Source organism: Actinosynnema sp. NPDC059797 (assembly GCF_042732085.1).
In the GTDB taxonomy this organism is placed as follows: Bacteria; Actinomycetota; Actinomycetes; order Mycobacteriales; family Pseudonocardiaceae; genus Actinosynnema.
The window spans coordinates 1-6,776 of record NZ_JBHWIE010000371.1; the positions used below are offsets into that span (position 1 = coordinate 1).

General features: G+C 75.7%; 3 protein-coding genes. 1 reads left to right on the top strand and 2 read right to left on the bottom strand.

The features are described from left to right. Positions 1-1,175 (bottom strand): ATP-binding protein (locus ACFV4N_RS37340; RefSeq protein WP_499677395.1); only part of this gene is annotated, 1,175 nt, incomplete at its 3' end. 4,352 nt (positions 1,176-5,527) lie between these two features. After that, positions 5,528-6,376, bottom strand: a complete 849-nt coding sequence (locus tag ACFV4N_RS37345; RefSeq protein ID WP_499677393.1) for a DUF4132 domain-containing protein — start codon at positions 6,374-6,376, stop codon at positions 5,528-5,530. Between the two features lie 215 nt (positions 6,377-6,591). Here ACFV4N_RS37345 and ACFV4N_RS37350 point away from each other — a divergent pair, with 215 nt between their 5' ends. Continuing rightward, a complete protein-coding gene (locus ACFV4N_RS37350) occupies positions 6,592-6,750 on the top strand; it encodes a hypothetical protein (protein WP_499677394.1) in 159 nt (52 codons plus the stop codon). Positions 6,751-6,776: the final 26 nt, after the last annotated feature.

The following is a 6,776-nucleotide window of genomic DNA, read 5'->3' on the forward strand; positions in this document are numbered from 1 at the left end:
TCGGCGCCCCGCCCGCCACCTCTGGCGTCGAGGACATCGCGCAGTTCCCACAGCCGCCGCCAGGTGCGGGCGCCGGACTCGGCCCGCCGCCGCACCGCGCCGTCCCAGTAGCCGAGCAGGCGGGCCGCGTCACCGGGGTCGTCCTTGCGCACCACGCCCAGCAGGTGGCCGGGCAGCAGCGACAGCGGGTCGCGGTCGCCGGGGAAGTACGCGTCGGCCAGCCCGAGCGAGGTGGCCACCGACACCGCCTCGGCCGTGCTCATCACGGTGGACGGCCGCTCGACCGCCCACCCCTCCTCCGACACGCCGTTGCGCAGGTCCCGGAAGGCCGTGACCAGCGCCTCCAGCACCACGTCGTCCACCGCGAACGGCGCGCCGACCCGTTCCAGCGCGGCGCCGGCCTGCCTGCGCACCAGCGCGGTCTCCGCCGCCAGGTCGCCGATGGGCCCGACCGCCTCGAAGTTGAACCGCCGCTTGAGCGCGGCCGACATCTCCGACACGCCCCGGTCCCGCAGGTTCGCGGTGGCGATCACGGTGAAGCCGGGCGCGGCGTCCACGGTCGAGGCGTCGGTGCCGGACAGCTCGGGCACCGCGATCCGCCGGTCGGACAGGATCGACACCAGCGCGTCCTGCACCTCGGGCAGGCAGCGGGTGATCTCCTCGACCCGCACGACGGCGCCGGTGCGCATCGCGGTGAGCACCGGCGAGGGCACCATCGCCCGCGGGCTGGGTCCCTCGGCCAGCAGCAGCGCGTAGTTCCAGCCGTAGCGGAGCTGGTCCTCGGTGGTGCCCGCGGTGCCCTGGACGACGAGCCTGCTGTCACCGGACACGGCGGCGGCCAGCAGTTCCGACAGCATCGACTTGGCCGTGCCCGGTTCGCCGACCAGCAGCAGGCCGCGTTCGCCGGCGAGGGTGACCACCGCCCGTTCCACCAGGGCGCGCTCGCCCACGAACTTGGGGCTGATCACCAGGCGGGACGGCAGACCCGCCACCGGCCGGGGCAGCGCGAGCGGGTCGCCGCTGCCCATCACGAAGGTGACCGCGGCGCGCGGGGTGAGCCGCCAGCCCGGCGGCCGGGGCCCGTCGTCGTACGCGGCCAGGAACGCCAGCTCCTCGCGGTGCGCGTCCTCGGCGGGTTCGACCTGCCTGGGTCCGCTCTTCTGCGCGGCGGTCACCTGCGTCCTCCGGTCTTCAGCTCTTCGTAGGCGGGCGCGTCGCCGTCGAGCACCCGCTGCCACGCGCGGGCGAACAGGTCGGCGATCGGTTCGCGGGGCACGACGACGTCCCGCGGGGTGGTGGTGAAGCCGAACATCGGCGCCTTCCACGACTCCAGCGGCAGGTGTGGCGCGCCGAGCGCGAGCCACCCGCCGGGCAGGAACAGCGAGCGCCCGGCGCGGGCGCGCTTCGCGGTCAGCACCAGGTCGGTCGCCGCCAGCTCGGCGCGGGCCTGCTTCAACCGGGCGGGCTTCCACCCGGTCCAGCGGGCCGCGTTCGCGTCGGTCGGGTCGGGCAGGGCCAGCAGCTGGAGGTAGAGCACGGCGGCGTCCTCCGACAGGCCGAGCTTCGCCGCGACCTCCCCCACCAGGTGGGGCGCGGACACGGTCGGGTCCTGGAAGTACGCGGCCGGGTCCACGCCCTCGGGCGCGGTCGCGTCGCACACCGCCGCGAGGTCGTCGCCGGTGAGCTGGTCGAGCCCGTGCAGCACGTCGTGGCCGTACGAGGTCTCCAGGACCGCGGCGAGCACGTCGACGTCCTGCGCGCCCAGGCCGCCGGGGCGGATCACGAACCGGCAGTGGTCGTTGCGCACGCCGACCACGTCCAGCCAGCCGCGGTACCGCTGGACCTCTCCATCCCCGGGCGCGTCGATGCCCAGCAGCGCGCGCACGTCCGCGGCGGCGGTAGGGGTTGTCGAGGCCGCGGAGCCGGTCCTTGGCCGCCTTCGCGCCGGCCGCGGACAGGCCGAGCAGCCGCCGGTGGTCGGTGTCGAGGTAGTTGGCGCCCCAGCCGGCCACGCCGGGCATCCCGGCCAGCAGCACGGTCGCCTCGGCGGTGGCCAGGCCGGTGCGCTCGGCCAGGGCGGGCACGGCCTCCGGGAACCAGGGCGCGGGGCCGTGCTCGGCCAGCGCGTCGAGGAACCGGAGGACCCGCTCGCCGCCGAACGGCGCGCCCGGCTCCTCGGAACGCGCCAGCCGCCAGCCCTTCGGCAGCTCGTGCCGGTCGGGGGTGCGGGTGAACTGGAGGCCGGTGAGGGTGCTGTCCGGACCGGACCGCCAGTGCCGCGTCAGCAGGGCGACGAACCCGTCGCCGACGGGGATCACCCGGTGGATGACGACCGCGTCGCCGGGTGGCACCACCACGTCGACCACGCGCCAGTGGCCGTCGGCGAGGCCGCTTTCGGCCAGGTGCCGCAGCACCAGCACCAGGGCGTCGCGGTGCGCGTCGGGCGTGAGCGGCGACGCGGCGCGGTGCACCAGCGCGCCGATGCTCGGCAGCACGTGGAACCAGTCGGGTCCGTGCGCCTCGGACAGCTCGCGCGGCTCGGGCCGGGCGGCGGCCTCGCCGAGGGCGGTGATCAGGGCGGGCAGGGTGGTCGGCACGGCGCCGCCCGAGTGGGAGGAGCGGTAGCCGCCGAACCAGTTGAGCGCGGCGTGCACCTCCTGCTCGGTGACCTCCGGTCCGGTCCGCACCGGCTGCGGGCTCACCGAGCGGGCGGCCTCGGCGATCTCGCCGTAGCCGCGGTAGGAGCGGAGGAGGTCCGCGGCCCGGCGCACCAGGTCCGCCACGCCCGCGATCAGGCCGGGGTGGGTGAGGCCGGGCAGCGCCTCGACGACGGCGGTGGACAGCTCGTCGCGCTCGCCCCGCGCCAGGTCCGCCAGCCGCCGGCGGCCGGTGCGCTTGGCCGCCTCGCCCGTCGCCGCGGCGAGCATGTCGTCCACGGCCTGCCTGGTCACCGCGCGCAGCGCGGCGGAACCGGCCTCGTCACGCGGCCTCAGCAGGTGCCACCAGGCCGCCGGCGGCACGAGCGGCGTGCCCGCGGCGTAGCGGGGGTGGTGGCCGCCCTCCGACACCGAGCCGAGCACGGTGCCGTCGCCGGCCAGCAGCGAGACCGAGTTGTGGCCGTCGCTCAGCACCACGTCCACGCCGGGCAGCCGGAGCGCGCCGGTCGGGCGCGGCGCGCCGGCGGGCAGCCGCACGCGGCGGCCGTCCACGGACTCGCCGGTCCACGACCCGTCGGCCTCCGGGCGCCCGCGCCAGCCGTGCAGGCCGTCGGCCGCGCCGAGCGGGCTGCCGGCGGTGGCGGGCGTGGCCGGGCGCAGGTCGCAGTCGGTCAGCTGCAGCTCGGCGCCGTCGGCGGCGAAGTCCTCCAGGAACCGGGGCAGGCTGACCCGGCCCAGTTCGCCGGTCGCCGGGTCGACCTCGCGCCAGCGCCAGGCCCGGTCGTAGTGCTCGGTCCACACGCCGACGCCGTCCCCGTGGGCCTGCTGCGGCGCGGGCACCCGCGTGTCGCCGGGGCGCACGGCCCGGCGACCGGTGAAGCGCGCGCCGCCGGGCAGCGCGATCGACGGCATCGGCAGGTCGCGGCGGTGGAAGTAGTAGCCGTCGCCGGGTTCGAACACGCGGTCCGGCGCGTCGCTCCAGTAGGCCAGGGCCCCCTCGGGACCCCGCCAGCCCACCAGCAGGGCGCCGTCGAACCAGGCGCCGGTCGGCTCGAACGACCACCGGTGGCGGGCGTCGGCGGGGATGCGGGAGACGTGCTCGGCGAGGATGCCGTCCGGGCCCGCCACCACGAACGTCTCGCCACCGCGCAGCACGAGTGCGGGCCACCCCTCGCCGCACGGGGTGGGCGACTGGTCCTTGGGCACGGCGCCCTCCAGCCGGGCGACGGCCTCCTCCAGCGCGGGCCAGCCCAGCTCGTCGAACACGCCGGAGCGCAGGGTCCGGTGCAGGGCGGCGGCGACGTCGGTGGCGGCGATCGCCTCGGCCGCCTCCGGCACGTCCGCGAACGCCTCGGGCAGGCGCAGCGCCGCCAACCGCTCCAGGTGCCGTTCGAGGTCGGGCAGGCCGGTGGCGGCGACCGCCGCGGCGCGCGCGGTGAGCAGGCGGCTCAACGCGGTGCGCAGGCCCGGCACGGCGGTGGCCGCCAGCAGCACCTCCGCCCCGACCGCGGTGGGCCGGGCGTGCTGGCGGGCGTGCTCGGCCAAGCCCTCGCCGAGGGCGTCGCCGAACCGGTCGGACGCGGCCAGCGCGGTCAGGTCGCGGCGGCCGGGCTTCTGGTCGGCCAGCCACCCGCCCACGTCGAGCCGCACCTCGCCGCGGTCGGACTGCTCGATCGGCACGCCCCGGGACACCAGCAGGTCCAGCACGTCCAGCTCGCCCTGCCGCCAGTAGCGCAGCACCTTCACCGGCACGGCGTCGGCCACGAGCCGGTCGGCCATGCGCTCGACCAGGTCCAGCAGCTTCCGCGACCGGCCCACCTCGCGCCAGCCGCTCGCCCGGACCCCGAGCACCGACGACAGCCACCGGGCGGGGTCGGCGGGCACGTCGCCCGCGGTCCCGGTGAGCGCGTCGGTCGCGCCGCAGGCGTCGAGGATGTCGAACCAGGTGTCCAGCGTCGCGGTCGAGTCGGGCACGAACGCCAGCAGCCGGGCGCGCACCTCGGCGTCGTCCTCGGCGATGGCGATCAGGGAGTCCCGGTAGGACTTCCAGAACCCGGCGCCCGCGCGGTTGATCGCGGAGCTGTCCAGGACTGCGCGCAGGAGCCGCTCGTCCTCGACGCGCTGGGTGCGCTTGGCGGCCTTGGCCAGCCGCCGCAGGTCCTCCGGCATCCCGGTGTAGGGCGGCAGGCCGCCGCGCGTGCGCTCCACGCACAGGGTGAGGAACAGCTCGTGGGCCTCGTCGGGGTCGTGCTTGCGGGCCAGGCCCTTGGCGTGCGCGGACAGCGCCTTGGCGGTCAGCGCGCCGGCGAAGGCGAACTCCAGGAACACCTCGCGGATCCGCTCGGGGTCCACGGCGAGGTCGTGCACCTCCTCGGCTTCCCGGGCCTTGCCGAACATGCTCGCCGCGTAGGAGGCGTTGCCGTGCTGGAGGAAGATCCGGCCCGCCTGCTCGTAGAAGGTGGGCAGGAAGTGCGGCGCGGAGCGGCCGAGCATGGCGCCGAGCGCGGTGAAGCCGTCCTTGGCCGCGCCCGCGCGGGACTTGGCGGTGCGGGCCAGGCGCTCCACGTCCTTGACGAGGTTGAGCGCGTGGTGGGCGTTGGCCGGGTCGTGCACCAGGGCCCAGGCGGGGAAGCCGAGCGCGCTGCGCCGCCCGGTGCCGACGCCGGTGACGCGCGCCGGTTCGCCGAAGCCGAGGTACTCGCAGGTGAGGTCCTCGGCGCGGCCGAGGACGGAGGGGGTCAGCCGGACCACCACGCGGTCGTCCAGGGCCGGGTGGGTGTAGTGGCGCGCGGTGACGGTGTCGCGGTCGTCGCCCGCGGCGTCGGCGCCCGGCAGCACGGCTCCGGCGTTGATCAGCGCTTTGTCGTCCATCAGGCCACCGCCGCTTCCTCGACCACGCGACCGGCGTGGATCGCCGACGCCATGCGCATGCCTTCCGACCAGGCGACCGGTCCGACGTCGGTCAGGGCCAGCGCGGTTCCGTCCTCCAGGGTCCAGCGCAGGTCGCCGGTCCACGTCTCGCCCTCGGGGTAGTCCGAGCCGAGCCAGTAGCGGGCCTCCACGACGCGGCCGCCCTCGAACGCGGCGTAGACCGCGTCACCGCCGCGCACCGGGTAGCCGAGCGTGCGGCACCGGCCGAGGGCGTGGTTGAGCTGCTCGAACCTGCCGCCCGAGTAGTCGTCCACGGACGTCTTGCCGGCCAGGTCCGCCGGGCGGGCGAAGGTCTGCCGGAACAGCTGCTGCGCCTTCTGCTCCACGCCCAGCTCGGCGCCGAACTCGCGCAGCTCCTCCAGGTCGTCCAGCAGCACCGGGTGCGGGATGCGCACCACCTCGGGCCGGGCGCGGACGGTGTCGCCGTCGAGGGTGACCAGGCCCAGGCCCCGGTCCGGGTCGGCGTCGCGCAGGAAGCCGACCTCGTCGTCCGCGGTGACCACGAGGTCACGTAGCGCGCCCGCCCACGCCGTGTCCGCCCAGACCTCCGCGACGAGCGCGGTGGGCACCGGCAGCGACCGGACCATCCACCCGTCCACCGCGGCGAGGCACTCGGCCTCGTGGCGGGCCAGCCACTCGGCGAGCTGCCGGAGCTGGACCACCTGCGGGTCCTCCTTCAGCGAAGCGGGTACCGAGGAGAGCAGCTTGCCCTTGCCGTTGCGGCACTGGACGCGCCCGTTCTCCCCCAGCCGCACCTGGTACCCGGACGCGGCGTCGAGCCAGCCCACGGTGTCCTCCTGCCAGTCGTCCTCGGTGTGATGGCGGGGAGGCTAGCGGCGAGGTCCGACAAAAGGATCAGGGCACCGGCTCATGATCACAGTGTGATCGGGTGCACACCGAGGGTCACGGAACGCGGACCGCCGAATTGCGGACCGGATCCCTTTACCTCAAGCCTTCCCCAAATTGACTGTGGATGTGACCCGGATCTCTCTATTCTTCCCTCATGAGACTGCTGCTCTGGATCGCGCTGACCAGCGCGTTGGCGGTCGAGGGGGCCACGGTTCTGCCGATGCTGGCGGGCTTGGTGATCGTCGGCTGCGCCGACGCGCGCTTCTGCCGGGGGGTGCGCACACCGCGCGTTCAAGATCTCTTCATCAAGTGACGGGGGAATAGGGACCAATACCGGAA

What these genes read in the sequence shown, in the direction of transcription:
- ACFV4N_RS37350 (WP_499677394.1), top strand. Translation starts at nt 6,592, where the DNA reads ATGAGACTGCTGCTCTGGATCGCGCTGACCAGCGCGTTGGCGGTCGAG.